The 25,370-nt window shown below is 63.6% G+C and carries 22 protein-coding genes; 19 read left to right on the top strand and 3 right to left on the bottom strand.

Annotation, left to right across the window (positions count from 1 at the left end; all coding sequences use genetic code 11):
* Positions 1-26 precede the first annotated feature (26 nt).
* From NKI54_RS19055 to NKI54_RS19015, 9 genes are all read left to right on the top strand, one after another.
* The gene (locus NKI54_RS19055; RefSeq protein WP_352692174.1) at positions 27-1,670 is read left to right on the top strand and encodes an ABC transporter substrate-binding protein; all 1,644 of its coding nucleotides are present in this window, start codon (positions 27-29) and stop codon (positions 1,668-1,670) included.
* A complete protein-coding gene (locus NKI54_RS19050) occupies positions 1,660-2,604 on the top strand; it encodes an acetamidase/formamidase family protein (protein WP_352692173.1) in 945 nt (314 codons plus the stop codon). The genes NKI54_RS19055 and NKI54_RS19050 overlap by 11 nt, the downstream gene beginning before the upstream one ends.
* Positions 2,601-4,397 carry an ABC transporter ATP-binding protein gene (locus tag NKI54_RS19045; RefSeq protein WP_352692172.1) on the top strand — a complete coding sequence of 599 codons (1,797 nt, stop codon included), beginning with the start codon at positions 2,601-2,603 and terminating at the stop codon, positions 4,395-4,397. Before NKI54_RS19050 ends, NKI54_RS19045 begins: the two co-directional genes overlap by 4 nt.
* A 204-nt stretch (positions 4,398-4,601) precedes the next feature.
* Positions 4,602-5,486, top strand: a complete 885-nt coding sequence (locus tag NKI54_RS19040; protein ID WP_031211068.1) for a dihydrodipicolinate synthase family protein — start codon at positions 4,602-4,604, stop codon at positions 5,484-5,486.
* Positions 5,487-5,525: 39 nt separating this feature from the next.
* Positions 5,526-6,185 (top strand): GntR family transcriptional regulator, encoded by a 660-nt coding sequence (locus NKI54_RS19035; RefSeq protein ID WP_023674176.1) that lies wholly within the window; start codon positions 5,526-5,528, stop codon positions 6,183-6,185.
* Between the two features lie 61 nt (positions 6,186-6,246).
* Entirely contained in the window at positions 6,247-7,584 is a 1,338-nt protein-coding gene (locus tag NKI54_RS19030; protein ID WP_023674177.1) for an extracellular solute-binding protein, read from the top strand.
* A gap of 35 nt (positions 7,585-7,619) precedes the next feature.
* The gene (locus NKI54_RS19025; protein WP_352692200.1) at positions 7,620-8,522 is read left to right on the top strand and encodes a carbohydrate ABC transporter permease; all 903 of its coding nucleotides are present in this window, start codon (positions 7,620-7,622) and stop codon (positions 8,520-8,522) included.
* A complete protein-coding gene (locus tag NKI54_RS19020; protein ID WP_023674179.1) occupies positions 8,523-9,344 on the top strand; it encodes a carbohydrate ABC transporter permease in 822 nt (273 codons plus the stop codon).
* A 38-nt stretch (positions 9,345-9,382) separates the two neighbouring features.
* On the top strand, positions 9,383-10,441 hold the full coding sequence (locus tag NKI54_RS19015) for an ABC transporter ATP-binding protein (RefSeq protein WP_352455777.1): 1,059 nt from the start codon (positions 9,383-9,385) through the stop codon (positions 10,439-10,441).
* 28 nt (positions 10,442-10,469) lie between these two features.
* On the opposite strand, the gene NKI54_RS19010 is transcribed toward NKI54_RS19015, so the two are convergent.
* Positions 10,470-11,543, bottom strand: a complete 1,074-nt coding sequence (locus NKI54_RS19010; protein ID WP_502898230.1) for a Gfo/Idh/MocA family protein — start codon at positions 11,541-11,543, stop codon at positions 10,470-10,472.
* Between the two features lie 60 nt (positions 11,544-11,603).
* Positions 11,604-12,260, bottom strand: a complete 657-nt coding sequence (locus NKI54_RS19005; protein WP_352692170.1) for a GntR family transcriptional regulator — start codon at positions 12,258-12,260, stop codon at positions 11,604-11,606.
* Positions 12,261-12,486: 226 nt separating this feature from the next.
* Between NKI54_RS19005 and NKI54_RS19000 the strand changes: the two genes are divergently transcribed.
* Positions 12,487-13,644 carry an LLM class flavin-dependent oxidoreductase gene (locus NKI54_RS19000; RefSeq protein WP_352692169.1) on the top strand — a complete coding sequence of 386 codons (1,158 nt, stop codon included), beginning with the start codon at positions 12,487-12,489 and terminating at the stop codon, positions 13,642-13,644.
* Positions 13,644-14,126 (top strand): flavin reductase family protein, encoded by a 483-nt coding sequence (locus NKI54_RS18995; protein WP_023674185.1) that lies wholly within the window; start codon positions 13,644-13,646, stop codon positions 14,124-14,126. The genes NKI54_RS19000 and NKI54_RS18995 overlap by 1 nt, the downstream gene beginning before the upstream one ends.
* On the opposite strand, the gene NKI54_RS18990 is transcribed toward NKI54_RS18995, so the two are convergent.
* Positions 14,111-15,178: a LacI family DNA-binding transcriptional regulator gene (locus NKI54_RS18990; protein ID WP_352455781.1), complete on the bottom strand. Its 1,068-nt coding sequence runs from the start codon at positions 15,176-15,178 to the stop codon at positions 14,111-14,113. The genes NKI54_RS18995 and NKI54_RS18990 overlap by 16 nt on opposite strands.
* Before the next feature lie 111 nt (positions 15,179-15,289).
* On the opposite strand from NKI54_RS18990, the gene bglB reads away from it, so the two are divergent.
* From bglB to NKI54_RS18950, 8 genes are all read left to right on the top strand, one after another.
* Positions 15,290-16,390, top strand: coding sequence for a beta-galactosidase BglB (bglB, locus tag NKI54_RS18985; RefSeq protein WP_352571374.1), 1,101 nt, complete (start codon positions 15,290-15,292; stop codon positions 16,388-16,390).
* Positions 16,387-17,220 (top strand): 5-dehydro-4-deoxy-D-glucuronate isomerase, encoded by an 834-nt coding sequence (kduI, locus tag NKI54_RS18980; RefSeq protein WP_352635291.1) that lies wholly within the window; start codon positions 16,387-16,389, stop codon positions 17,218-17,220. The genes bglB and kduI overlap by 4 nt, the downstream gene beginning before the upstream one ends.
* Entirely contained in the window at positions 17,217-19,736 is a 2,520-nt protein-coding gene (locus tag NKI54_RS18975) for a hypothetical protein (protein ID WP_023674189.1), read from the top strand. Before kduI ends, NKI54_RS18975 begins: the two co-directional genes overlap by 4 nt.
* 89 nt (positions 19,737-19,825) lie before the next feature.
* Positions 19,826-21,094 carry an ABC transporter substrate-binding protein gene (locus tag NKI54_RS18970; protein ID WP_352635289.1) on the top strand — a complete coding sequence of 423 codons (1,269 nt, stop codon included), beginning with the start codon at positions 19,826-19,828 and terminating at the stop codon, positions 21,092-21,094.
* A complete protein-coding gene (locus NKI54_RS18965; RefSeq protein ID WP_023674191.1) occupies positions 21,091-22,113 on the top strand; it encodes a carbohydrate ABC transporter permease in 1,023 nt (340 codons plus the stop codon). The genes NKI54_RS18970 and NKI54_RS18965 overlap by 4 nt, the downstream gene beginning before the upstream one ends.
* Positions 22,110-23,162 carry a carbohydrate ABC transporter permease gene (locus tag NKI54_RS18960; RefSeq protein ID WP_023674192.1) on the top strand — a complete coding sequence of 351 codons (1,053 nt, stop codon included), beginning with the start codon at positions 22,110-22,112 and terminating at the stop codon, positions 23,160-23,162. Before NKI54_RS18965 ends, NKI54_RS18960 begins: the two co-directional genes overlap by 4 nt.
* 7 nt (positions 23,163-23,169) lie before the next feature.
* Positions 23,170-24,258: an ABC transporter ATP-binding protein gene (locus NKI54_RS18955; RefSeq protein WP_352692168.1), complete on the top strand. Its 1,089-nt coding sequence runs from the start codon at positions 23,170-23,172 to the stop codon at positions 24,256-24,258.
* 460 nt (positions 24,259-24,718) lie between these two features.
* Positions 24,719-25,135, top strand: a complete 417-nt coding sequence (locus tag NKI54_RS18950) for a hypothetical protein (protein WP_352692167.1) — start codon at positions 24,719-24,721, stop codon at positions 25,133-25,135.
* Positions 25,136-25,370: the final 235 nt, after the last annotated feature.

The following is a 25,370-nucleotide window of genomic DNA, read 5'->3' as shown; positions in this document are numbered from 1 at the left end:
AGAAAACCAGAGAAAGGGAACATGACATGAGAAAATATCTGATATCGACCGTGGCGGCATCGGCGCTTGCGCTGGTGCTTGGCATGACAAGCGTACGTGCCGAAGACGCCGTCGATCCGAATGCCAAGCAGGGCGGCGCGATCACCATCACCTACAAGGACGACGTCGCCACGCTCGATCCGGCCATCGGCTATGACTGGCAGAACTGGTCGATGATCAAGAGCCTGTTCGACGGGCTGATGGACTACGAGCCGGGCACCACCAACCTGCGGCCCGACCTTGCCGAGAGCTACGAGATTGCGCCCGACGGCAAGACCTTCACCTTCAAGCTGCGCCACGGCGTGAAGTTCCACAATGGCCGCGAGATGACCGCCGACGACGTGAAATATTCGCTCGACCGGGTCACCAATCCAAAGACACAGAGCCCGGGTGCCGGCTTCTTCGGCTCGATCAAAGGCTATGACAACGTCGCTGCCGGCAAGGCGGAAAGCCTGGCGGGCATAACCGTCGTCGATCCCTACACGATCAAGTTCGAGCTGACCCGGCCCGACGCCACCTTCCTGCATGTCATGGCGATCAACTTCTCGCATGTCGTGCCGAAGGAAGAAGTCGAAAAATACGGCGCGGACTTCGGCAAACATCCGGTCGGAACCGGCGCCTTCAAGCTCGCCGAATGGACGCTCGGCCAGCGCGTGGTCTTCGAGCGCAACCCGGATTACTGGCACAAGGGTCTGCCGCATCTCGACAAGATCACCTTTGAGATCGGCCAGGAGCCGATCGTGGCGCTGCTGCGGCTCCAGAAAGGCGAGATCGACGTTCCCGGCGACGGCATTCCGCCGGCGAAATTCCAGGAGGTGATGGCCGATCCCGAGCAGAAGGCCCGTGTCGTCGAGGGCGGCCAGTTGCACACCGGCTATATCACCATGAATACCACCATGGCGCCCTTCGACAACGTGAAGGTGCGGCAGGCGGTCAACATGGCGATCAACAAGGACCGCATCGTCCAGCTGATCAACAACCGTGCGGTGCCGGCCAATCAGCCGTTGCCGCCGTCGATGCCCGGCTATGACAAGGCATTCAAGGGCTATCCCTATGACCTGGCCAAGGCCAAGGCCTTGCTTGCCGAGGCCGGGCATCCCGACGGATTTGACACGCAGCTGTTTGCCATGAACACCGATCCCAACCCGCGCATCGCGCAGGCCATTCAGCAGGATCTGGCGGCGGTCGGCATCAAGGCCAGCATCCAGTCGCTCGCGCAGGCCAACGTCATCGCCGCCGGCGGCGACAAGGCCGGTGCGCCGATGATCTGGTCCGGCGGCATGGCCTGGATCGCCGACTTCCCCGATCCGTCGAACTTCTACGGCCCGATCCTCGGCTGCGCTGGTGCCGTCCCGGGCGGCTGGAACTGGTCGTGGTATTGCAACAAGGAGCTCGACGCCAAGGCGGCCGAAGCCGACTCAATCGTCGACCCGGCCAAGGCTGGCGAACGCGCCAAGATGTGGAGCGAGATCTACGGCAAGATCATGGAAGACGCGCCTTGGGCACCGGTCTTCAACGAGCAGCGTTTCACCATGAAATCAACCCGCATGGGTGGTGCCGACAACCTCTACGTCGACCCGGTCCACATCCCGATCAACTACGACAATGTGTATGTGACCGATGTGCAATAACTGCGACTACACCATCCACGGGCGCCACCATCATTTCGGCTGGGACAATTCCTTTGTCCCGACCGAACGGGTGGCGCCAGGGTCGACGATCGAGTTCCAGTGCCTGGACTCGTCCGGCGGGCAGCTGACGATGGAGAGCACCGTCGACGACGTTGCTTTGCTCGACTTTGCCAAGGTGAACCCGGTCACTGGGCCAATCTATGTCGAAGGGGCAGAGCCGGGCGATGCCCTGAAAATCACCATCGAGGCGTTCAAGCCGTCCGGCTTCGGCTGGACGGCGAATATCCCGGGATTCGGTCTGCTGGCGGATGACTTCACTCAACCGGCACTGAATATCTGGAAGTACGACGCCGCCTCGCTCGAACCGGCGCTGTTCGGCAAGAGCGGCCGGGTGCCGCTCAAGCCCTTCGCCGGCACCATCGGCAGTGCCCCGGCTGAGCCGGGTCTGCATTCGGTGGTCCCGCCGCGGCGCGTGGGCGGCAATCTGGACATCCGCGATCTCGCCGCCGGCACGGTTCTCTACCTGCCCGTGGAGGTCGCGGGCGCGTTGTTCTCGGTCGGCGACACGCACGCCGCGCAGGGTGACGGCGAGGTCTGCGGCACGGCGATCGAGAGCCCCATGAACGCCGTGCTGACGCTCGATCTGGTCAAGGATGCCCGGCTGCGGACGCCGCGTTTCACAACGCCCGGTCCGGTGTCGCGGCATCTCGACGCCAAGGGCTATGAGGTGACAACCGGTATCGGGCCGGATCTGATGCACGGCGCCAGGAGCGCCGTTTCCCAGATGATCGACCTGCTCTCCGGCCGCTACGGCATGGATCCGGTAGATGCCTATATGCTCGTCTCGGTTTGCGGTGACCTGCGCATCAGCGAGATCGTCGACATGCCCAACTGGGTGGTTTCGTTCTACTTCCCCCGCTGCGTCTTTGAATGAAGGTGGAGGACATCAAACGATCCGGGCAGGCCGCCGCGGAGAGTGGCTCTGTCAGGCCGGTACTCAGCGTCTCAGGTCTGAGCGTCGCCGTGCGCGGCGAGGAGGGCGAGCGCGACGTCGTTTCCGACCTGACATTCGGCCTGATGCGCGGCGAAACGCTTTGCATCGCCGGCGAGTCCGGTTCCGGCAAGTCGATGACGGCGCTGGCCATCATGGGCTTGCTGCCGCAGCCGGCGGCACGCATCGGATCAGGCTCCATCCGGCTCGGCAATCAGGATCTCGCGGCTCTCAGCGAGAGCGGTATGCGCCGCATCCGCGGCGACCGTATTGCCATGATCTTTCAGGAACCGATGACATCGCTCAATCCGGTTCTGTCCGTCGGCCGTCAGCTCACGGAGGCGATCGAGGCACACACCTCGATGTCGCGCTCCAACTCGCGGCTGAGGGCGCTCGAGGCGCTGAAGGCAGTCCGAATTCCGGATGCCGAACGGCGGCTCGAGCACTATCCGCACGAACTCTCAGGCGGCATGCGCCAGCGCGTGATGATTGCCATGGCTCTGGCCCTGAACCCGGACGTGCTGATCGCCGATGAGCCGACGACTGCCCTCGATGTCACGGTTCAGGGCGAGGTGCTGGAGCTGCTGCGCGACCTGCAGCGCGAGCACGGCACCAGTGTTATCCTGATCACGCACGACATGGGCGTCGTCGCCGAGATGGCGGACCGCGTCATCATCATGCGCGACGGCCGGATGGTCGAGCAGGGCAGGGCGGCTGACATCTTCAATCGCCCGCAGGCCGACTATACACGCGAGCTTCTGGCCGCCGTGCCGCGTATCGGCGGCGGACGGACGGCCGAAGACCGACAAGATGCCGCCAACATGCCGGCCGAGCTTGTATCTGTCAGCGATCTTCACGTCCGCTTCGACCTGCACGGCGGCTTCTTCGGCCGCGTTGACCGCAGGGTGCACGCGATCGAAGGCGTGAGTTTCTCGATCGCGCCGCACGAAACCCTGTCGCTGGTCGGCGAATCGGGCTGCGGCAAGTCGACGACGGCCAAGGCGATCGCCGGACTGGTGCCCTTCACCGGCAGCATTTCAATCGGCGGCCACGACCTGTCGGCGCTCAGCCGCAAGGAGCGCAAGGCTGTCCGCCGCAATGTGCAGATGATCTTTCAGGATCCCTTCGCGTCCCTCGACCCGCGCATGCGGGTCGGCGATCTCGTCGCCGAGCCTCTGCTGATCCACGGCCTCGGCGACAGAGAGCAACGGCATGCACAGATCGCCGCTCTGTTCGAACGCGTCGGCCTCTCCGCTGACCAGATGGAGCGCTATCCCCACGAATTCTCCGGCGGGCAGCGCCAGCGAATCTGCATTGCACGGGCGCTGGCGCTGCGACCAAAGCTGATCATTGCCGACGAGAGCGTCTCTGCTCTCGACGTGTCGGTGCAGGCGCGCGTGTTAAGATTGCTGAAGGAGCTGCAGCGCGAATTCGGCGTCGCATATCTCTTCATCTCGCACGACATGGCGGTGATCGAGAACATCTCCGATCGCGTGGCGGTAATGTATCTGGGGCAGATCGTCGAGATGGGCACCCGCGACCAGATCTTCTCCAACCCGCGCCATCCTTACACAAAGCGGCTGATCGAAGCCGTTCCGGTTCCCGATCCAGGCCGGCGCCGCGCCAGGTTCGCCCGTTTGGACAGCGAAATTCCAAGCGCTGTGCGGCGCATCGGTGACGAGCCCCGGAAACTCAAGCTCGAAGATGTTGGCGACGGCCACCTCGTCGCCACTTGATCGAGCTTAGGCTGCCTCGTCCAGCCAATCCCGCAGAGGCTCGGGGACAGCTGCATATGTGATGTTCGAGTGGCGGAAAATGATCGGCGATGGCGCTGCCGCGGCAGCGCCGTTCGGCGATGCCGAGTTGGCAAGATCACCCGTTTACATCTGACATGTTAGCGTGTTAACGCTACGCCCACATTGATTTCAACGGAGATCGCATTGGCTTCCCGCTTTGGTCTTTCGGTTGCCCTGACCACACCCTTCGACCCGTCGGGGCAGATAGCGCTCGCGCCGATGATCGCGCATGCCCGAGCCTGCCTTGGCGCCGGCTGCAGCAGCGCGACGCTGTTCGGCACCACCGGCGAAGGAGCCTCGGTCGGCACCGACGAGCGACGGATCGTCACCGAGGCCATGCTGGCGGCCGGTATTCCGCCACATCAGCTCGTCGCCGGAGTGCTGGTCGATGCAGCCGAAGATGCCGCCGATCAGGCCCGGCACGCTTTGCAGCGCGGCGTTCGCAACATTCTGCTCGCTCCGCCGAGCTACTTCAAGAATGTCGGCGAGGACGGGCTGTTCGGATGGTTTTCCGCCGTCTTCGCCGCACTCGGTCCGCTGGCGCGCGACGTGCTGCTCTATAACATCCCCTCAGTCACCATGGTGCCGCTCCCGCTTGGGCTGATCGGCCGGCTGCGCGCCGCTTTTCCCGCTGTGGTGGCCGGGGTGAAGGATTCCGGCGGGGACTGGAGCTACAGTGAGGCGCTGCTTGAGGCGCACGGCGATCTGGTGATCCTCATCGGCGACGAACGGCATCTGGCGAGAAGCGTCCGCCGCGGCGGACAGGGCGCGATTTCCGGCATGGCTAATTTTGTTACCGGCGAAATCCGGGCAATGGTCGAAAACGGGGGCGACGACCCACGCGTCGAAGACTTCGTGCTCGAATTGCTCAAATACCCGGTCACGCCGGCGGTGAAGGTCATGGTCGCGCGCAAGACCGGCGACGAGCGCTGGCTGGCGGTCCGCCCGCCCCTAGAGGCGATCGATCCACAGGGACAGCGGCAGCTTGCCGCTGCCTACGACAGGCTGTTTGCGACAGAGGCGGCCTGACCGACAAGGCCGGGCCGACCGACAAGGAAGCGAGCTGAAGTGGAAGACGGCAGCGAACCGATCACTCTCCGGGAGAAGGCCTATGCCAGCTTCACGCGGCATTTGCTGGCCCGCGATCTGCGGCCGGGGCAGTTCGTGTCACAGCGCGAACTGGTCGCTTTCACCGGGCTGCCGCTGGGTGCCATTCGCGAGATCGTCCCGCGTCTCGAGGCCGAGGGACTGCTGACCACCATCCCGCAGCGCGGCATGCAGATCGCGCATATCGATATCAATCTGATCCGCGAGGCGTTTCAGTTTCGGTTGTTCATGGAACGCGAGGCAGTGGCGCTATTCACGACCAGCGCTTCTGATGCCGAACTTGCCCGCATGCGGCGCGAACATGAAGAGATGCTGGCTCAAGCTCTCGGGCAGGCGCCGACGCCGGAAATGGAAGCCAAGGCTCAGAACATCGACTGGGCGATGCACGACACCTTCATCAATGCGCTCGGCAACGAGATTATCGCCAAGGCCTATCTGGTCAACTCGGTGAAAATCCGGCTGATCCACCAGGAGCGTTTCCGCATCGACGGTCGTGTGGTGCCGGTGATGCGCGAACATTTGGCAGTCATCGAAGCCATGGAGAGCCGCAATCCGCAAAAAGCGGTTGAAGCGATCAGTCTGCATATCGACAATGCGCGCCGGCTGGCGCTCCAGATCTGAGGAAATATAGCCGCGCCGCGGTTCGCGGCGCATCCACAACGACAGCAACCGGGAGGAAGAAATGTCGTCCAATCTGTTCAACCCAACCAGGAGGCAACTCCTTGCCGGAACCGCGGCGCTAACCGCGGCCGGCCTTGTGGGGCTTCGCCCCGGCTTTGCCGCAGGCGTTGACTGGAAACGCTTTGCCGGGACGACGCTTGACGTCAATCTGGTGAAAAGCCCGCGCAGCGACACCATCCTGAAATATCTCGCCGAGTTCGAGGAACTGACCGGCATCAAGGTCAATGCCGAGGCAACGCCCGAGCAGCAGCAGCGCCAGAAGACGGTGATCGAGTTGAGCTCGGGCAAGCCGAGCTTCGACGTCGTGCATCTGAGCTACCACGTGCAGAAGCGCCAGTTCGAGAAGGGTGGCTGGCTGGCCGACATCGCCGGCTATCTCGCCGATCCGTCGCTCACCGACCCGGCGCTGGTCGAAAGCGACTTCGCCGAAGCCGGCATGCTGTTTGCCAAGGACGGCCAGGGCGTGCTGCGCTCGCTACCGTTCTCGGTGGACTACTGGATCCTGTATTGGAACAAGGAGCTGTTCGAGGCCAAGGGCCTCAAATACCCAGAGACCTTCGAACAACTGGTGGCAGCCGCCGAAGCGCTGACCGACCCCTCGACCAATACATACGGCTTCGTCGCCCGCGGGCTCAAGAACGCAAACACGCCGGTGTGGACGTCGCTGATGCTCGGCTACGACATGACGCCGCTAGATGACAAGGGCAAGCTGCGCACCGAGGCTCCCGAGGCGATCGAGGCTGCCGCACTCTATCAAAGATTGATGACCAAGTCCGCCCCTCCGGGCGTTACCGGGTTCAACTGGGCCGAAGCACAGTCGGCCTTCCTGCAGGGCAAGATCGGCATGTGGCTCGACGGCGTGGGTTTTGCCCCGCCGATGGAAAATCCGGAAAAATCGAGGGTGGTCGGCAAGGTCGGTTATGGCGTGATGCCCAAGGGTCCCAAGGCGCATGCCTCGGGCACCTTCGGCGACGGGATTGGCGTTACCGCCGCCAGCGAGAAGAAGGAGGCTGCCTATCTGTTCTGCCAGTGGGCGGTATCGCCAACCATGGGTGCACGGCTGTTGCAGGCCGGGGCCGGCGTTCCGTTCCGCAAATCCGTGCTGGAGGATCCCAAGGTGCGTGAAGGCGTCACCATGCCGGCAAGCTGGCTTGATGCCGTGGTCGGCTCGGGCAATATCAGTCGGCTGGCACTGCCGGTCATCATCCCCGTCACGGAATTCCGCGACATTTATGGCGTGGCGTTGACCAACATGATTGCCGGCGCCGATCCAGCCGCGGAGCTGAAGAAGGCCACCGAACAGTTCCAGCCGGTTCTCGACAGGAGTGAGCAGGGCTGATGTCGGCCACCACCCCAGAACAGACCGGGGTGACGATGCCGGTTATCGACGGGAGCCAGACGATCCGGCTGGCTCCCAACTACTGGCCTTTCGTTGTCCCCGCACTCGTCGTCGTCGGCGCCGTCATCGTTTTCCCCTGGGCTTTCACCCTGTGGATGAGCGTCAATCGCTGGACGCTCGGCCAGTCGCGGAGCTTTGCCGGGATGGAAAACTATCTCCGCCTGGCCAGCGACCCACGTTTCTGGGAATCCCTTGTTCATACGTTGACCTACACCTTCCTCTCGGTTGCAGCGCCGATGCTGCTGGGCACTCTGGCCGCCCTGATCTTCGATGCCAGGTTTCCGCTGCGCGGCTTGCTGCGCGGCGTCTTCGTCATGCCGATGATGGCGACACCCGTTGCCGTCGCACTGGTTTGGACAATGATGTTCCATCCTCAGCTTGGCGTGCTCAACTACCTGCTGTCGCTGGTCGGCATCCCGGCTCAGGAATGGATATTCAACGCCAACACGGTCATCCCGTCGCTGGTTGCGGTCGAGACCTGGCAGTGGACGCCGCTGGTCATGCTGATCGCGCTTGGCGGGCTGGCCTCGGTGCCGCGCGAGCCCTTCGAAAGCGCCGAGATCGACGGCGCCAATGCCTGGCAGCAATTCCGCTATCTCACTCTGCCGATGATCGCGCCGTTCCTGATGATCGCGGTCATCATCCGCACCATCGATGCGCTGAAGAGCTTCGACATCATCTACGCGATGACCCAGGGCGGGCCGGGAACGGCGTCGGAGACCATCAACATCTATCTCTACAACACCGCCTTCTCCTACTACGATATCGGCTACGGCTCGGCCATGGCCGTGGTGTTCTTCATTGTCATCGTGGCCCTGTCGTTTGTCCTGCTGATGCTGCGCCAACGCTCGCAGTGGATCGATACGGAGGGCAAATAGATGAGTTCACGGCTGCTCAACCAGATCGGTCTGTTCTTCGCTGCCCTGGTTTTCGTCTCGCCGGCGATCCTGTTCTTCCTCTGGATGATCTCGCTGTCGCTGAAATTCGAGATCGACAACGGTGCCTATCCGCCGATCCTGATCCCCGAACGCTTCGCCTGGTCGAACTATGTAAAGGTGTTCGAGGAGAACAATTTCCTGCTCTATCTCTGGAATTCGGTTCTGGTGACCGGCACGGCGACCTTGCTGGCGCTGCTGATCGGCGTGCCGGCCGGCTATGGCATCGCACGGCTCAAGGCTGAACGATCGGCGGTCGTCATCATGATCGCCCGCATGACGCCTGGGCTATCCTATCTCATCCCGCTGTTTCTGCTGTTCCAATGGATCGGGATACTCGGCACGCTGTGGCCGCAGATCATCATCCATCTGGTGGTGACGGTGCCGATCGTGGTGTGGGTGATGATCGGCTATTTCGAGACCACGCCGATGGAACTGGAAGAGGCGGCCAACATCGACGGCGCCAGCTCCTGGCAGGTTTTCCGGCTGGTTGCCCTGCCCATCGCCAAGCCGGGCATCGTCGTCGCGTTCATCCTGTCCGTGATCTTCTCGTGGAACAATTTCGTCTTCGGCGTGGTGCTCGCCAGCCGTGAGACGCGCACACTGCCGGTCGCCGTCTACAACATGCTGTCCTACGAGCAGGTGAGCTGGGGGCCGCTCGCCGCGGCGGCGCTGGTGGTGACGTTGCCGGTGCTGATCCTGACCATGTTCGCGCAAAGGCAGATCGTCGCGGGGCTGACCGCCGGCGCCGTCAAGGGCGGCTGAGGGGCGCCCTGACATCACTCTTTTCCAGGAAAGATCCAATGGCATCGGTAACGATCAACAACGTGCAGAAGGCCTTCGGGGCCACCAAGATCATTCACGACGTCAGCGTCGATATCGCCGACGGCGAGTTCGTCATCCTGGTCGGCCCGTCGGGATGCGGAAAATCGACGCTGCTGCGCATGATCGCAGGCCTTGAGACGATCTCCGGCGGGAAGATCGCCATCGGCGAGCGTATGGTCAACAATCTGCGGGCACGGGACAGGAACATCGCCATGGTGTTCCAGAATTATGCGCTCTATCCGCATATGACTGTGGCCGACAATATGGGCTTTGCCCTCAAGATCAAGAGAGCCGATCCGGCCGACACCGCTGGCCGGGTCCGGAAGGCAGCCGGCATCCTCGGCCTGGAAAAGCTGCTTGACCGCTATCCGCGCCAGCTTTCGGGCGGCCAGCGCCAGCGCGTCGCCATGGGCCGCGCGATCGTACGCGACCCAGAGGTCTTCCTGTTCGACGAGCCGCTCTCCAACCTCGATGCCAAATTGCGCGTCCAGATGCGCGGCGAGATCAAGGCCCTGCACCAGCGGCTGGGTACCACGACGATCTATGTCACGCACGACCAGATCGAGGCCATGACGATGGCCGACAAGATCGTCGTGCTGCATGACGGCCTGGTCGAGCAGATCGGCGCGCCGCTGGACCTCTACGACCATCCGGCCAACCTCTTCGTTGCCGGTTTCATCGGCTCGCCCGCCATGAACTTCATTGCCGGCCGCATCGAGGAGGGCGTGTTCCGCAGCGCCGGCGGGTTGATCCTGCCGTTGCCGGAAGGCGCCCAGCCGGCGGATGCCGCAGGACGCGAACTCGTCTACGGCATTCGCCCGGAACATATCCGGGCGACGGGGCAAGGCGTGCCGGGCACGATCACGCTTCTCGAGGCGACAGGCTCGGAAATCTTCGCCAGGGTCGACTGCTCCGGTGAAGAAATTTCCTGCCTTTTCCGAGAAAGGCTTGCGCTCAAGCAAGGCGAAGGGGTGCGGATCGAGATCGACCGCGCATGTGCGCATCTGTTCGACGCAGCAACCGGTCGGCGCATCTGACTCGGTGGTCCGGTAATGCGTCGTCGGCCTAGGTCGGCAACGCGAATTCACCGGCGAGTTCGATGGCGCGGCCTTCGCGGGCCGATCTCTGGGCGGCAAGACCCATGACGACGGCCCACCAGCCGTCTTGCAAGGTCACTTCCACCTTGCCTTGTCCGCGCACCGCAGCGGTGAAGCGGGCGTGCTCGAAATAGGTCGAACCGTTATGATCGCCTGCCTCGAGCAGCCGGGGGTCGACGGGAATCTCCAGCAGTCGTGGTCCAGGCGGATTGCGCGGACTAACGATCAACTGGGGCACTGGCGCAGGGCCAAGGTGGGTCGACCAGAAACGGCCTGGTCCGGGCACCAGACACTCGATCTTTCCGTCGCCGCCGACAGCGCAGAGTTCCTCCTGGTAGCGGCTGCCCTCGGCAAACATGCAGAGTTCCAGCATGGCGCGCGCGCCGCTCGCGAAGTCAACCAGCACATAGCCATGGTCAAGGATATCCGGCCTCTCACCGCCATAGCGTTTGTCGAGATGGTTTACGGCCTGTCCAGCGCTCGCCATCACGCGGACGGGGTCCGATCCGAGGATCAGCCGCATCAGGTCGAAGAAGTGGCAGCACTTCTCGACGAACGTGCCGCCGGTGTTGCGGTTGAAGCGGTTCCAGTCGCCGACCTTGGCCAGAAACGGGAAGCGGTGCTCGCGGATCGTCAGCATGCGGATGCCGCCGGTGGCGTGGCGCGCCTGCTCGACGAATACGGCGACGGGGGGCATATAGCGATATTCCATGGCCACCCAGACGAGCGGAAGCCGAGCTTTCAACGCCGCGATCCGCCCCTCGTCGGCGCCCTCGGTGAAGAGCGGCTTTTCCACCAGTACCGGCAGTGGTCGAAGTGCGGCGATCTGCTCCATCTGACCGAGGTGCTGGTGGTTGGGGCTGGCAATCAAGACGCAGTCCACCTCATCCATGGCCAGCAGTTCGGCGATCGATGCCGCCGATCGCGCGCCCGACGCCGTCGCCAGCGACGCCGCCAACATGCCGGGGTCCGGCTCGACGATCGCGGCCACATGCGCGTCGGGCAACAGAGCGACATTGCGGATATGCTCGCGGCCCATCATGCCGCAGCCGATGATGCCGTAGCCGATCGATGATCTGGTCACGCTGCGTCTTCCTCCGGCCTATCTGAAACGCGTGACGTACCGCGCCGCGCCCGGATCGAACCAACTGCGGGAATATTCCGCCCTGGCGCCGTCGCCAGCCCAGGCGATACGTTCTATGAACCCCACGACCGTCCCCGGCGTTGGCCTGAATTCGAGCGGGGCCCAGTCCGGCGCGGGTGCGACGGCAACATGGTCTTCGGCGCGAACGATCGAAAAGCCGAGCGCGAGCCGGTAGTGGAGATAGAGGGATTCCGACAAATCCTGGCGCTTGAGCCGCTCGGCGCGGCTGACGTCCAGCCAGATCTCCTCGACCGCGGCCGGCTCGCCGTCGAGCCGCCGCAGCCGGCGTATACGGTGGGCTTCGCCGGCGCTGCCGAATTGCGGCAGGTCGGCGGGCTTGGGCAGTCGCTCGACGGACAGCACGTCGGCGCTCGGCAGGCCGCCGCCGCCGATGCGCTCCAGGCGAAAAAAGGCATAGACCCCGAGCAAGTCGCCGCGCGCCCGCACATAGTTACCCGAGCCCTGGATGCGGTCGAGAAGGCCCTTTTCGGTCAAATCTGCCAGCGCCCTCCTGAGCGTCCCGACGGCAATCCCAAGGCTCGCGGCCATCTCGCGCTCGGGCGGCAGCCGCGCCCCGTCGGCCAGCCGTCCGGCCGCGATTTCGCGGATCAGCATTTCGCTGGTCTGCAAGTGCACAGGCAAGGGCCCGCGCATCTGGCTGGATCGGTGGCCGGGGTCAGCCCTTGTCAAATGCATCCCGCGTTCCAATCGCATCCCGGTTTCGGGTTTGGCTCAAATTGATACAGTATTGATCTACACCAAAACGAATGCTACGCAAGCCCTATTCGCAGCTCCGGACCTCTTTGAAGAATGGCCCGGGCTTCTTTTTTGAAGAGTGGCAATGAGCATCGTCCCAATCACTTCGCCGGATCTCGATGCAGCCGAAGTCTCGTGGTTCGCCGCACTCTGCTCGGACGACTATCGCTATCTCGGTGTGCCGGACGGCGCGTTGCGCTCGAGCTGGGCGCATTGCTCCGAGATCGTGAAGACGTCCGAGGAACTAGGTTTCCGCAACATCCTGTGTCCGTCGTCCTATCAGGTCGGCCAGGACACGCTGAGCTTCGTAGCCGGCTGCGCGCCGATCACCTCGAAGATCAATCTGCTCGCCGCTGTGCGCTGCGGCGAGATGCAGCCGATCATGCTGGCGCGCACGATTGCGACGCTGGATCACATGCTGGAAGGCCGGCTGACGGTGAACATCATTTCGTCGGACTTTCCGGGCGAGACAGCCGACAGCGCCTACCGTTATCAGCGTTCGCGCGAGGCTGTGCAGATCCTGCGCCAGGCGTGGACCAGGGACAGCATCGATTTCGAGGGTGAGGTCTATCGCTATAAAGGACTCTCGACGGCGCCAGCGAAGCCCTATCAGCAAAATGGCGGCCCGCTGCTCTATTTCGGCGGTTATTCGCCCGACGCGCTCGAGCTTTGCGCCGAACAGTGCGATGTCTACCTGATGTGGCCGGAAACCAGGGAGGAACTTGCCGGCCGCATGAAGGCCGTCCACGAACGCGCCGAGCGCCATGGGCGGACGCTCGACTACGGCCTGCGCGTCCACATGATCGTGCGCGACACCGAGGCCGAGGCAAAGGAATATGCCCGGGAGCTGGTTTCGAAGCTGGACGACGAGCAGGGCAGGGCGATCCGCGAGCGCGCGCTCGACGCCCGATCGCTCGGCGTATCGCACCAAGCCAGGAACCGCCAGATCGCCGATGCCGAAGGCTATGTCGAGCCGCATCTGTGGACGGGCGTCGGGCGAGCGCGCTCTGGCTGCGGCGCGGCGCTGGTGGGCTCGGCCGATCAGGTTCTGTCGGAAATCGAGACGTATATGAAGATGGGGATCCGCGCCTTCATCTTTTCCGGCTACCCGCATCTCGACGAGGCGCGTCATTTCGGCACCAAGGTGTTGCCCCAGCTCAAGACATGCTCGCTCCCGCACGCCTATGGCCGTGTGCCGGAACGGACCCCGGCGACACCATTGGGAACGGGGGAGCGCCGCTGATGGAGCATGTCGTGTGCGATCCACGCCTTTTGCGCAATGCCTTCGGGCGCTTCGCCACCGGCGTCACGGTCGTCACCACCGGCACGGCCGACGGCCCGGTCGCAATCACTGCCAACAGCTTCTCATCCGTGTCGCTCGATCCGCCGCTGGTGCTCTGGTCTATCGGCCGCCACTCGCGCCGGTTCGAAGCCTTCGCCAATTCCGCGCACTACGCCATTCACGTGCTGGCGGAAGATCAAATCGATCTGTGCTGGCGTTTTTCGAAGTCGGGGACGGACTTTGCGGATCTTGACCTGTCGTGGAGCGAGCACGGCGTGCCATTGCTGCCGCGCGCACTGGCGCGGTTCGAATGCAGCGTCGCCGACCGCTTCCCGGCTGGCGACCATATGATCCTGCTTGGACGTGTCCTTGAACTGCAGACGCAAGAGGGTTTGCCGCTGCTCTTTGCTGGCGGCAAGTCGCGCGCTCAAGAGGCCAGTTGATGACCGCCGGCGCCGCTTCGGGCTGGTGCCGTCGACTGGCGCACCACGAGATTGCAGGCAAGTTCGACGCGACGCGGCGGCGACCCCGAATGGGCCATATCGTCGAGCAGCAGGCTAAGCGCCGCCGATCCGATCTCGCGCATGGGAATGTGCATCGCCGTCAGCGGCGGGTTGCAGAAGGCAGCGAGCGGCAAGTCGTCCATACCGACCACGGACACATCGCCAGGCACCGAATATCCGGCCTCCTGGACGCCGGCGATGGCACCAAACGCCAGGCTGTCGCCGGCCGTCAGCACGGCAGTGAAATCGAGGCCGCGGGCCGCGATGCGCTCGGTCACGGCCCTGCTCGCAAGTTCCGGCAGCCAGTCCTGCACCTCGACCACGAAGTCGTCGAAGCCGGCAATGCCGGCCGTGATCAGCGCGTCGCGCCAACCTTCATAGCGCCGCTCGATCGTGCGCCGGCCACGCCGCATCAGGAACAGGATCCGGCGGTGGCCGAGGCCGATCAGATGCTGCGCCGCAAGCATGGCGGCAGAGCGATTGCAGGGCGTCACGCTCGAATGGCGCATCGAGGGATCGTCGCCGTTGACGAGCACGATCGGCTTGGCGAATCCGGCTGTCAGCGTCAGCACATCGTCATCGTCCAGCGTCAGAAACAGGCAGCCGGCGACGCTGTCGTCGCGCTCGGATTCACGCAGCAGCGCGATTTCGTCCTCGGGCGCCGAAACCGGCCGGGTCACGAGTTCGACGCCCAGCAACCGGGCGCGCTCGTTGAGTCCATCAAGGACATGGTAGGTGAACTGATTGCGGGCACTGTCCACCATTGCCACGCTGCTTGCGGCCAGGATGACCTTGCGGCCGGCAACCGAGGCGGGAATGGCATAGTTCATCGACTTCGCCGTTTCGATGATCCTGGTGCGAAGCTCGTCCCTCACGCCGCCGACACCGCTCAGCGCACGGGAGGCGGTGCTGACCGACACGCCGCAACGCGCCGCGATCTCCTCAAGTCGAATGCGGCGGCTGGGGCGGCCGCGCTTGCCCTGGATATTCATCCGCTCCGTCGTCTCCGGCAAAGTCATCCGATTAATGCAAAAAATTTTCAGATTGCGCAAGAAAAATGGCTGTGAAACAGTTCTGATGAAGCGGGAGAAACGGGAGGAGTGATGCCGCTATCGGCCGAACGCCTGAATTCCGCGCTTGCCAGCCTCGTGGCGGGCATGACCGGCTTGCGTCATGACGGGCGGTTCCATGAGCCGAATCTCGACGGCACGCCGGGCGATTATGTCAGCTTCGACAGCTGGGAATGGCCGCAAGGCGTCGGGCTCTACGGGCTGGTTCGGCTGTGGGCGCAGACCGGCGACGATCGGCTGCTGCAGACGATCGAGGCCTGGTACGACCGACGCATCGCTGCCGGTCTCCCTGCGATGAACGTCAACACCACCGCGCCCCTTTTGGCGCTAAGCGAATTGTGGCGGCGCCGGCGCCAGCCGCGCTTCGAGCCGGTGCTGCGCGAATGGGCCGAGCGCGTGGCCACCGCCTTGCCGCGGACGCCCGAAGGCGGTTTCCAGCATGATGTTTCGGACCGGGTCAATGACGACGAATTGTGGGACGACACGCTGTTCATGGTGGCGCTGTTCCTCGCATCCTACGGCCAGGCTGCCGGCCAGCGTCGCTTCGTCGAGGAAGCAGAAAGGCAATTCCTGGTCCACGCCCGTTATCTCGCTGACCCGGCATCAGGGCTGTGGTTTCACGGCTGGACGTTCGCGGGACGGCACAATTTCGCCCGCGCGCGTTGGGCGAGAGGCAATGCCTGGATTACCGTCGGCATCCTGGAACTGGTGGAGTTCGCCGAAATTGCACCTTCGGTCCGGGCCTATCTGCTCGGCGTGCTGGACACGCAGATCAACGCCCTGCTCGAGGTGCAGGCAGGTTCGGGCGCATGGCACACTCTGCTCGACGACCCGACATCTTACGAGGAGATTTCCGCCACGGCCGGCTTCGGCTACGGGTTGATGAAGGCCGCGCGGCTCGGAATCGGCTCGACAGAGTGCCGTGCCGCCGGCCTCCGCGCCTTGGAAGCCGTGGTGGCCAACATCGATGACAAAGGTGTGGTGGCGAACGTGTCCTATGGCACACGCATGGGCGCCGACCTGCAGTTCTATCGCGATATACCCATCCATCCGACGGGCTACGGGCAGGCGCTGGCCATTCTGTGCCTGACCGAAGGGGCGCGGCATCTGCAGTCGAAGGTGGAGGCGGCATGATGCGGGCGCTCTATGGCGCGTCGCCGGGCGATATTGCCGGCATGGACACGGACCGGCTGAGGGCCGAGTTCCTCGTCGACGGCTTGTTCCGGCCTGGCGCGATCGAATTCGTCTACACCCATGTCGACCGCATGATCGTCGGTGGCGCGGTGCCGCTGGCCAACCCGCTGGCATTCGGCAACGGGGCCGAAGTCGGCACCCCGCTCTTCTTTGACGCGCGCGAGATGGGCATCGCCAATCTCGGCGGCAATGGCGCGGTCGCGGTGGACGGCCGGCGCTTTCACGTGGCTAACCGCGACATCGTCTATGTCGGACGCGGAGCGCGTGAGGTGACGCTGGAGAGCGACGATCCGGAGAGGCCGGCACGCTTCTACATGAACTCGGTGCCGGCCGGCGCCAATGTTGCGCACCGTCTCATCGTCAGCAGCGAAGCCAAGCCGCTTGTGCTCGGCGAGGAGGCCCGCGCGAACAGGCGCACGCTGCGCATGTACATCCATCCCGAAGTGGCCCCGTCCTGCCTCTTGCTGATGGGGATCACCGACCTCGCGCCGGGCAGTGTGTGGAACACCATGCCGCCGCATCTGCATGAGCGGCGCATGGAAGCTTATTGCTATTTCGACCTCGCCGAGGCCGACCGTGTAATCCATCTGATGGGCCGGCCAGACAAGACGCGCCACCTGATGGTCGCTGACGGCGACGTCGTCCTGTCGCCTGCCTGGTCTATCCATATGGGTGCCGGCACCGGCCCCTATGCCTTCGTCTGGGGCATGACCGGCGAGAACCAGGCCTACACCGATGTCGATCCAGTTGCCGTGAAGGATTTGCGATGAGCGAGGCCGCGCAAAGCGTTCGGACGGACTTTACGCTGCGCCGGCCGCTCATGGCGGGGCAGCCAATCGTCTATTGGCGGCTCGGGTCTATCGCCGAGCAACGCTACGACGTGGCCGACCAGCCCATGCAAGGCGAGATGGATCCCTTCTTCTTCCTGACCAAGCACAAGAATTTCATTCCCCATGAATATCCGTGCCGCACGCAGTTCGCAGCGGAACGACGCGGCAAGCGACCACAGGTCAGCGCCGAATTCGGCGCCGAGCGCATCTGGCTGCCCTTCGCCTCGCCGCGCATCGACCTATCGGGCTTCTGGTTCCGGCCGACGGTGCTTGGAACCTGGGCCGAGACCACCATCGAGGCGGCCTCGACTGGCGAGGCGCTGGTGCGGCTGCGCACATGCGGCGGCGCCACACTCTTTGCCAATGGCGAGGAAGCCGGCTGGATGGCGCCCTACGGCCGCAACCTGGAAAGTGCAGAGCATTTCAAGATCGCGCTGAAGGCTGGCCGCAACGACGTCCGGATATGGTTCGACGATCTCGCAGAGCGCGACGCCCGCTACTATTTCCAGCTCGATTATCTATCCGGTCCGGCTGCTTCGGTGGCACTGCCGATCGAAGTCGAGAGCGGCGTTGCCGATGCGATGGAAGCAGCCCTTGACGACATGCATTTCGACCGTCCCGCCTATGACGGCGGCGAGGTGGCGCTCGTCACCGGCGTGGCCCTGCCGCGCGACGCGCAAGTCGAGATCGAGATCGAAGGCGATTTCATGTCGATCGAGACGCCGGTGCGCTTCGCCTTCGATCTGCCGGCGGGCCAGACGCGGCTGCCGATCGCCGATACCGAGCAGCTGCCGGCCGACTTTCGCCATTTCAAGGTGGCGCTGACGGTCGCAGACCATTCCGTATCGCGTGTCTTCGGCGTCGAGATATGCCACGCGCGCCGTCAGGGCGATGCGCCGGAAACGCTTACCGCGCGTATAGATGAAGCCCTGCGCGAGGTCGCCGGTCACGCCGAGGCCGACACCGTGCGCGCGCTGGCGCGCCTGGCGATCGGGCGGCAGGGCGCCGAGACCGACGCCATGATCTCTGGCACGCTGCCGGCGATCGAGGATTGTCACGATTGCGCCGACTTCATCCTGGTGCCGCTGCTGTGGTGCCGCAAGGCCTATGGCGATCGGCTGGAAGCGAGCCTGCGCGCGCGCGTCGACAACGCCATCCTCGGCTATCGCTACTGGATGGACGAGCCCGGCAATGATGTGCAGTGGTACTTCTCCGAGAACCACGCGCTGCTCTTCCACACCGCCGCCTATATTGCCGGGGGCCTGTTGCCTGATGTGCGGTTCGTGCGGTCGGGCCGCCTTGGCCGCGAACAGTCCGCGGTTGGAGCCGCGCGTGTACGCGCCTGGCTCGACCATTTCGAGGCATGGGAGATGGCCGAGTTCAACTCGGCGCCTTATTTCCCGATCGACCTCAAGGGCCTGTGCGCGCTTTACGCGCTGGCCCCGGACAAGGACATCGCCGAACGTGCCGGCAAGGCAATCATACGCCTGCTTGAAATCGTCGCCCGCTCGGCGCATCGCGGCATCCTCACCGGGGCGCAGGGCCGCTCCTATGAGCACACGCTGCGCGCCGCGCGTTCCCTGGAATTATCCGGCATCTGCCGCATGCTTTGGGGCAAGGGCAACTACGGCATGCGCTTTCACGCGCTGCCGCAGCTGGCATTGTGCCTGCGGGATCACGATTTGAGCGTTCCGGACGGGTTGGCAGCAATTGCTTCCCTCACCGACGATACGGCGTGGGAATGGACTTTTGCGCAGGGACAAGACCGCTTCGCGCGGCTCTACCACTACAAGACGCGCGACCATGCGATGGGCAGCGCCGCTGGCTACCGCTGGAACCAATGGGGTTATCAGGAGACCGTCATTCACGCCCGGCTGGGCAAGAATCCGGATGCGCAGATCTGGATCAACCACCCCGGCGAAGTGCTGCAGTCGGGATATGGCAGACCATCATATTGGGGTGGCTCAGGCACTTTGCCCCGGCTTCACCAATACCGCGACCTCGCCGTCGTCAGCTTCTTCTGCTCGGATGAACAACCCGACTTCACGCACGCCTGGTTTCCCGCACGTGCCTTCGATGCCGTGCAAGTGGGTGGCGATCGGGCGTTCGCGCAATCGGGCGACGCCTTCGTCATGCTGAAGACGGATGTTCCGCTCACGCAGGTAGTGGCCGGCCCGACGGCCGGCAACGAGTTGCGGGCGGCGGGACGCAGGACGACATGGATCATTCGCCTCGGTGACCAGAATGCCAATCGGCCGGCCCTCGACGCCTGGACTGCCGTTTTTGGGGACCTGTCGGTGCGGTCGGGTCCCGGCGGCGAGTTGATCGTCGAGGATCCGGAATACGGCACGGTGCATTTCCTCGCCGACGCAAGGATCGTGGCTGAGGGACGTACACTCGATCCGGCCAACTGGACCGTGCGCGGTGAGGCGATGCGCATGAAGCACAGAGAGTAGGGAGGAGATCGGCTGCGACGCTCAAGAGGAGGAGGGCGTAGCAGGCTTGAACCATCGGGGCGCCGCCCCGCTAAAGGAGGAGACGAAGCATGAATAAGACCCGCACTTTGCTGGCCGCGCTATCGGTCAGCCTGCTCGCATCGACCAGCGCGTTTGCCGGCGACGTGCGCATCATGTGGTATTCGGACGGTGTCGAGGGCGATGTCATCCAGGACATTCTGAACCGCTTCATGAAGGACAATCCCGACATCCACGTCACGCTCGACAACGTCGCCTACAAGGTGATCCAGGAGCAGTTGCCCATCCAGCTCGAAGCCGGCCAGGGTCCGGACATCGCCCGCGTCACAAACATCAAGGAGCTTGCCCAGCACTGGCTCGATCTCAGGCCACTGGTGGCCGATCCGAAATATTGGGAGGACAATTTCGCTGACACGCTGGACTGGATGCGCCCCGACGGCTCCAACGCCATCCCGGGTTTCATGACCCAGCTCACGCTCACCGGCGGCTTCGCCAACAAGACGCTGTTCGAACAGGCCGGCGTGCCGCTGCCCGGTGACAAGGCGACCTGGGACGACTGGGTCAAAGCCGCCGCCGAGGTGGCGAAGAGCCAGCAGCTTCCGGCTGCCTTCGCCATCGACCGTTCCGGTCACCGCATTTCGGGTCCGAATGTCTCCTTCGGAGCGAACTATATCGGCCCCGATGGCATGCCGGCGAAAGTGGACGACGGCACCAAGGCTTTCGTCGGCAAGCTCGTCGACTGGACCGCCAAGGGCCTGATGCTGAAGGATACCTGGGTTTCGGCGGCAGGCTCGACCTATCGCGCGGCCGCCGACGACTTCATCAACGCCCAGATCCCGTTTTATTATTCGGGTAGCTGGCAGGTCGCCAATCTATCGACCAAGATCGGCGATAGTTTCGACTGGGTGGCGACCGGCTCGCCTTGCGCTACCGCAGGCTGTTCGGGCGTGAAGGGCGGCGCGGCGCTGGTCGCCATCAAATACACGAAGAATCCCAAGGACGTCGCCAAGGTCATGGATTATCTGGCCCGTGAAGACGTGGTAAAAGAGTTCAGCGAGCGCACGCTGTTTCTGCCCGCGCACAAGGGCGTCGTAGACAAGGGCGGGCTGAAATGGGTCTCGGCCGACAAGAACGTCGGTCCGGCGCTCGACAAGTTCGTCAAGGCGGCGGGTGAAACCCTGCCGGCGGCCGATGCGCTGCCGCCGTGGAAGTGGGCCAACGCTTACTTCGCCGCGCTGGTGACGCGCGTCAGCCAGGTGATGGCCGGCGAGCTCAGCCTCGACGATGCCTGGGGCAGGATCGACCAGGATATCGCCGACAAGGTTGCCGAGGCGAAGTGACCGCCGCCGCGACACTGAAGGCAGGGATTGGCGCCGCCCTCGCGGCGCCGGTCGTGTGGCTGGCGTCGATCGTCAACGTGCCGCTGAAGTTCTGGCAGCGAGCGACGGGCACCGGCGGCATGGCCGCGTTCTTCCTCGCCCCAAACATGGCGATCTTCGGCATTTTCGTCCTGGTGCCGATGATCATCAACTTTTTCTATTCGGCCACGTCGGGAACGGCCTACTTCCTGCAGGACCGAACCTATGTGGGGCTCGAGCAATATCAGCGCCTGCTCGATTGCGGCAACTACCTGGACACTGCCACTTGCCACGAGGATCTCTTCTGGAAGGCCGTGCACAATACCGGCCTGTTCGTCGTCGTGCAGGTGGCGCTGATGACGGTCGTGTCGATGGCGACAGCGTTGATCCTCAACCGCGAGATCGTCGGGCGCAGCTTCTGGCGCGCGGTGTTCTTCTTTCCGGTGCTGTTGTCGCCCGTCGTCACCGGCCTGATCTGGCGTTGGATCCTGCAGCGCCAGGGCCTGCTCAACCTGATCGTCCATGATCTGGGCGGCGAGCCGCACAACTGGCTGACAGACCGTTTCTGGGCTTTCACCGCCGCGGTCAGCGTTTCGGTTTGGGCACATATGGGCTTCTATACGCTGATCTTGCTTGCCGGATTGCAGGCGATCCCGCGCGACCTTTACGAAGCGGCCGAGATGGACGGCACGAAGCCGGCGCGGGTGTTCTGGCGCATCACGCTGCCGCTGCTGATGCCGAATCTGCTTGTCGTTATCGTACTGGCGCTGATCCGCGCTGTGCAGATCTTCGACGAAGTCTATGTGCTGACGGGTGGAGGGCCGGGAACCTCGACCCTCTATATCACGCAGTACATCTATGAGATCGGCTTCGCCTCCCTGCTGCGCAACCCGGGGCTGGCTTCGGCGGCTTCGATCCTGATGGGGTTGGTGCTGGTCGTGCTCACCTTGGTTCAGCTGCAGGTCGGACGCCGGGGTGAGCGGAAAGGAGCCCGCGAATGAGCGGCGTGATGACATTCCTGACCCGCCGGCGCGGCGGTCGCGGCTGGCACTGGACGGATATCGTGAGCTGGCTGTGGCTGCTCGGCGGCGTTGTCATCATGTTCGGCCCGGCCGTCTGGCTGGTGGGTTCGTCATTCAAGACGCCGGCACAGCTCGCCGAGTTCCCGCCGACCATAATGCCTTATGTCAGCCAACACGCGAGGGTCGAAGGCTACGACAAGCCGCTGACCCTCTACAGGGTGAAGTTGCCGGATGGTTCGACCAAGGTGCTGGCCGAGGTGCGGCGCATCGGCATCGTGGCGCAAATGGTGGATCCGCAGGCGCCGAACGATATCGTGAAGGTCAACATCGCCGACCGGCAGCCGGTGCGCGAAATCGGCTTCGCGACGGAGAATTACACCGAGCCCTTCGTCCATTTCGACTTCCTGCGCTATCTGCGCAATTCGGTTTTTGTGACGGCAATGGCAACGCTGATCACGCTGCTCACCAATTCGATGGCCGCCTTCGCCTTGTCGAAATACAAGTTCCGCGGTCGCGATCTGACGATGCTTGTGATCGTCGGTACGCTGATGGTGCCGCTGTCGGTCATCCTGGTGCCGCTCTATTCGGTGGTGGGCGCCGTCGGACTGCTCGATTCGCTGTGGGGCGTGATTTTGCCGACCGTGGCGACGCCAACCGGCGTCTTCCTGCTGCGCCAATATATGCTGACCATCCCCGACGAGCTGCTCGATGCGGCGCGCATGGACAACGCTTCCGAATGGCAGATCTACTGGCGCATCGTATTGCCGCTTGCAGCACCGGCGCTCGCCGTGCTGGCGATCTTCTCGGTCGTCTGGCGCTGGAACGACTTTCTGTGGCCGCTGGTGGTGCTGTCGCGCAAGGAACTCTACACACTCCAGGTCGGCCTCAACACCTATGCCGGCCAGCTAAACGTGCAGTGGCACTACATCCTGGCGATGACCGTGGTGACGATGATCCCCGTCGTCCTCGTCTTCGTCTTCCTGCAGCGTTACATCACTTCCGGCATTGCCGGCACCGGGCTGAAGTGAGGATGTCATGGGACGGATAACGCTGACCAACATCGATCGCGCTTACGGCAAGATGAAGATCTTGCACGGCATCAACCTCGACGTCGGTGACGGCGAGATGCTGGTCCTCGTCGGCCCGTCGGGTTGCGGCAAGTCCACGCTGCTGCGGTTGATTGCCGGGCTCGATCGGCCGACCGACGGCAAGGTCGAGATCGACGGGGTCGACGTCACTAACGTTTCGGCCGCGCAACGCGGTCTGGCGATGGTGTTCCAGTCTTACGCGCTCTACCCGCACATGAGCGTGCGCCAGAACCTCGCCTTCGGGCTTGAAAACATTCGTATGCCGAAGGCCGAGATCGACGCGCGGATCACGGAAGCGACGCGCATGCTGGAAATTGCTCCCTATCTAGACCGCCGGCCCGGTCAATTGTCGGGCGGCCAGAAGCAGCGCGTGGCGATCGGCCGTGCGGTGGTGCGCAATCCGACCGCCTTTCTGCTCGATGAACCGCTGTCCAACCTCGATGCCGAACTGCGCATCACCATGCGCGCTGAACTGGCGGGCCTGCACCGGCGGCTGGCAACCACGATGGTCTACGTCACCCATGACCAGATCGAGGCGATGACGCTGGCGGACCGCATCGTGGTCATGCGCTCGGGGCGGATCGAACAGGTCGGCCGGCCGCTCGATCTCTACAACGCGCCGGCCAACCTGTTCGTCGCCGGCTTCATCGGCGCGCCGCGGATGAACCTGCTGCCGGTGAAGGTGCGTTCGGCAAGCGGCGCCGAGGTGCGTGTCGAAGGTCCAGGCGGGCTGTCGGCCTCGATCGCCGTCGACGGGGTCGCGCTGAAACCGGGAGACGACGCGACGCTTGGCATCCGGCCACACGACATCCAACTTTCGAATGGCGGCAAGGGATCGGTGGAAGCGCGGGTAACGCTGGCCGAGGCGTTGGGACCGGAAACAGTTGTCCACGCCACCATTGCCGGCGACAGCAAACTTATCGCCGTTCTCAAGCAGCAGGGCGTTGAAACGCAAGGGCCGCCGATCAACCTCGCTCTGCCGCCGGAGCGCATGCATCTCTTCGATGCCGCCGGGCTGCGTGTCGCACCGCGTTAGCCGGCGGCAAGATAGCGGGTTGTTTTCATGAACCGTCGCAACTGCGCACAGCGAATGCGTGTTGCGCTTGTCAAAATAGGTGAACGTTAAGACAACCGAACTCTTCAAGAGGGCGCTCTCTGCGATCATTGCTGCCACGGGATGATCCGGAATTACTTCAAAGTGGATTTCTCGTAGGCGGTCTTCGGCAATACGGAGGTCCGCGCCGGCACGTTCGCGCGCCTGAGGAATCCGGCTGACTGATAATACGACCTGTGCTGAGGTTCAGTACGAACTACCGATCAGGTTCTGTTGTCCGGCTTCGTCATCCAAAGGACCGGGATGCGCCCGATCACGCTTGCGCCATTTGGCATTCTGCTCTTCGCAGGCGCCATGTGGCTGCTGTCCGCTTCGACGAGCGGTAGCGGATCACCGGACCTGACCCTTGCTGCTGCGAGGATTCGGCCTCGGCCTTCTGTTCGTGGCACTGGCGCTGGTTACGCTGCAGGGCCTTGCCGCCAATGCGCTGCCGTTTGGCATCGGGCTATTCAACTTCGGCAAGCAGGTGGGCGGTCTGACCGGCACAGCCCTCTTGCAAACGTATATTGATCACCAGAATGTCCACAACCGGACGATACTGGCGTCCCACCTCGTCAATGGCGATCCAGCCGTAGACCAGCGCTTGAGAGCAACTGCGAATGCTCTGGCGAACAGTGTCGACAGCACTGCGGCGACAAAGGCCGCCCTGCCGCTGCTGCAGCGCGCGCTTGAGAAGCAGGTCGCCACGATCTCGTTCGACGAAGCTTTCTTCGCGCTCGTCCTGCTGTTCGCGGTCGCTGCGCCCTGTCTCATTGTCGCCAAACAATTGCTCGGCCGCCAAGCCGCTCCGCAGAACTAAAACCGCGTCCACGCCCTATACTTTGGAACAGATCTATTGGTCGGGAGAGGCTTCCAGATTATCTCATGAGCCGTCTTAACCGGACGAGACAGGGATGACGAATGCAGAGGTTTTTCCGGTTTCACTCTGCAGCCGACGAAGAGGCAGCCGAGCGTCTTACCTGTCCGGCTCGTATTCCCAGTGGTAGGTGTTGATGCATCGATCCGCGTCGCTCCTCGCGCGAGGCCATCGTTAG

This window comes from Mesorhizobium sp. M0663, from assembly GCF_040320585.1.
In the GTDB taxonomy this organism is placed as follows: domain Bacteria; phylum Pseudomonadota; class Alphaproteobacteria; order Rhizobiales; family Rhizobiaceae; genus Mesorhizobium.
The sequence above is the reverse complement of the archived record's forward strand: the minus strand, read 5'-3'. Positions and strand labels throughout refer to the sequence as shown.